Origin of the sequence: Sphingobium sp., from assembly GCF_035511395.1 — a bacterium.
Classification (GTDB): Bacteria; Pseudomonadota; Alphaproteobacteria; order Sphingomonadales; family Sphingomonadaceae; genus Sphingobium.
Genome location: NZ_DATKFP010000238.1, coordinates 1 through 1,718, shown reverse-complemented (window position 1 = coordinate 1,718; position 1,718 = coordinate 1). Strand labels below are relative to the sequence as shown.

At 62.0% G+C, this 1,718-nt stretch carries 3 protein-coding genes; all 3 read right to left on the bottom strand.

The window, feature by feature from the left end; translation table 11 throughout:
* The coding region (locus VMR39_RS17010) for an FAD-dependent oxidoreductase (RefSeq protein WP_325417228.1) at positions 1–385 on the bottom strand (385 nt) is incomplete at its 3' end.
* Complete coding sequence (locus VMR39_RS17005; protein ID WP_008828119.1) at positions 382–951, bottom strand: hypothetical protein; 570 nt, start codon at positions 949–951, stop codon at positions 382–384. The genes VMR39_RS17010 and VMR39_RS17005, both read right to left, overlap by 4 nt.
* A 2-nt stretch (positions 952–953) precedes the next feature.
* A complete protein-coding gene (locus VMR39_RS17000; protein ID WP_325417230.1) occupies positions 954–1,559 on the bottom strand; it encodes a UbiX family flavin prenyltransferase in 606 nt (201 codons plus the stop codon).
* Between the last annotated feature and the right edge of the window lie 159 nt (positions 1,560–1,718).

Genomic DNA, 1,718 nt, shown 5'->3' with positions numbered 1-1,718 from the left:
ACACGCCTGGTTCGACCAGCGCATAGCCGTATTTCTCGTTGACTTCGAGAATGCGGTTCATCCGCTTGAGGTCGAACATGACATAACCGGACTGGCGCGGGGCCGGGCCACCATAAGCGAAATTGCGGCCGTTGCCGAATGTCCAGATCGGCAGCTTGTAAGCGTTGAATACCTTCAGCGCCTGCTGAATCTGTTCCATGTTGGCCGGTGCCACGGCAGCCGAGGGCAGCATCTCGCCATCGGCCAGCGGTGAATAGGCGTCGCGATAGGCCGACAGCGGCAGTTCATCGACGAAGACCCATTCCTTGCCGACGATAGCCGCTAATTCGTCCAGAGCCTTGGTAAAGGTTGCGGCGTCGACCCCTTGTGGCATGCGCGTACTCACGACTGCTGTACTCCCACTTCGAATGCCCATGAAACCAGCATGCCGGGGCTCTTGCCACCGAGGCCGCAATGTCCTGACTGGCACCGCAGTTCGGCATCCTGGCGATCGCCGACGAGCGCATCCTGCATGTGGTGGGCAAGAACGCTGGGCCAGCCGACGCTGGCCCGCGCAAGCAGCGTTGGCGCGCCGACAGTCTGGTGTTCCCAGCGCAGCTTGCGGTATTGATGGGTCCACTGCAGTAGCGGGCGGGCGCCGCCGGCCACAAGGATCTGCCCGGCGATCATCGCCGCGGGATCGGAAGTAAGGCCGACCAGCACGCCTTCAACCGCTTCAAGTTCATGCAGCAGGCCGTTGAAGCTCCGGTCGATCCGGACAACCTGCGCTGCGCGCCCCGAATTGATAAAGGTTTCGGCAAATAGTCGACTTTCGGGAACGTGCGTCTCTTCGATGACGATGATCTTGCGCGGCCGCTGAGCAAAAGCGCTGCGGCCGATTCCCAGACCGGCAACGACAGCACCCACGGCGCCACCGCTCACGACGGTGCGACGGCTGACATCCCACGCCATTCTCAATTCCCTTCCATTTGCCCAGCACCCGAAACAAGGCTTGCCGCCTCTTTGCTAAGGCCTTGCCAGCGTTTCTCCGACTTCAAATGAAGCCCGAACAGATCCAGTACCCGCATGCAGCTGTGATCGACCACGTCGGCCAGCGAGGTCGGCCGCGCATAGAAAGCCGGCACCGGGGGGAAGATCATCGCCCCCATTTCGGTGCAGGCCGTCATGTTGCGCAGGTGCGCCAGGTTGAGCGGCGTTTCGCGGGTGATCATCACAAGGCGGCGCCGTTCCTTCAGCATCACGTCGGCCGCACGGGTGATAAGGTTGTCGGACAGGGCGTGCGCCACCGCGCCCAGCGTGCGCATCGAACAGGGCGCGATCGCCATGCCTTCGCACACGAACGAACCGCTGGCGATCGAGGCGCCGACGTTGCGGACGTTGTGCACCACATCGGCCAGTGCTTCGAGCCGGGCCTTGCCTTCGGGCAGTTCCTCGCGAATGTTGAGCAGCGCCGCCGAAGACATCACCAGATGGGTTTCCCAACCGCCCGTCTCGCGCAGTAGCTCAAGCAGGCGAAGGCCATAGACCGAGCCGGTTGCGCCGGTCATCCCCACGACCATGCGCTTCACGGCAGGACACTTTCCTGCGCGTTCTGGGCGGTCAAGGTAGCATAAGGCCTAACCCTGAAGGGCATGCTGAATTCCGTCTCCCACTCTTTTGCCGACATCATACAATGCATTCCGCATTGAGCAACGAAAATCTTGACTCCTCGGGACCGC

Excerpts from the sequence above, each read along its gene's own strand:
- VMR39_RS17005 (WP_008828119.1), bottom strand. The coding sequence starts at position 951 with ATGGCGTGGGATGTCAGCCGTCGCACCGTCGTGAGCGGTGGCGCCGTG.
- VMR39_RS17000 (WP_325417230.1), bottom strand. The coding sequence starts at position 1,559 with ATGGTCGTGGGGATGACCGGCGCAACCGGCTCGGTCTATGGCCTTCGC.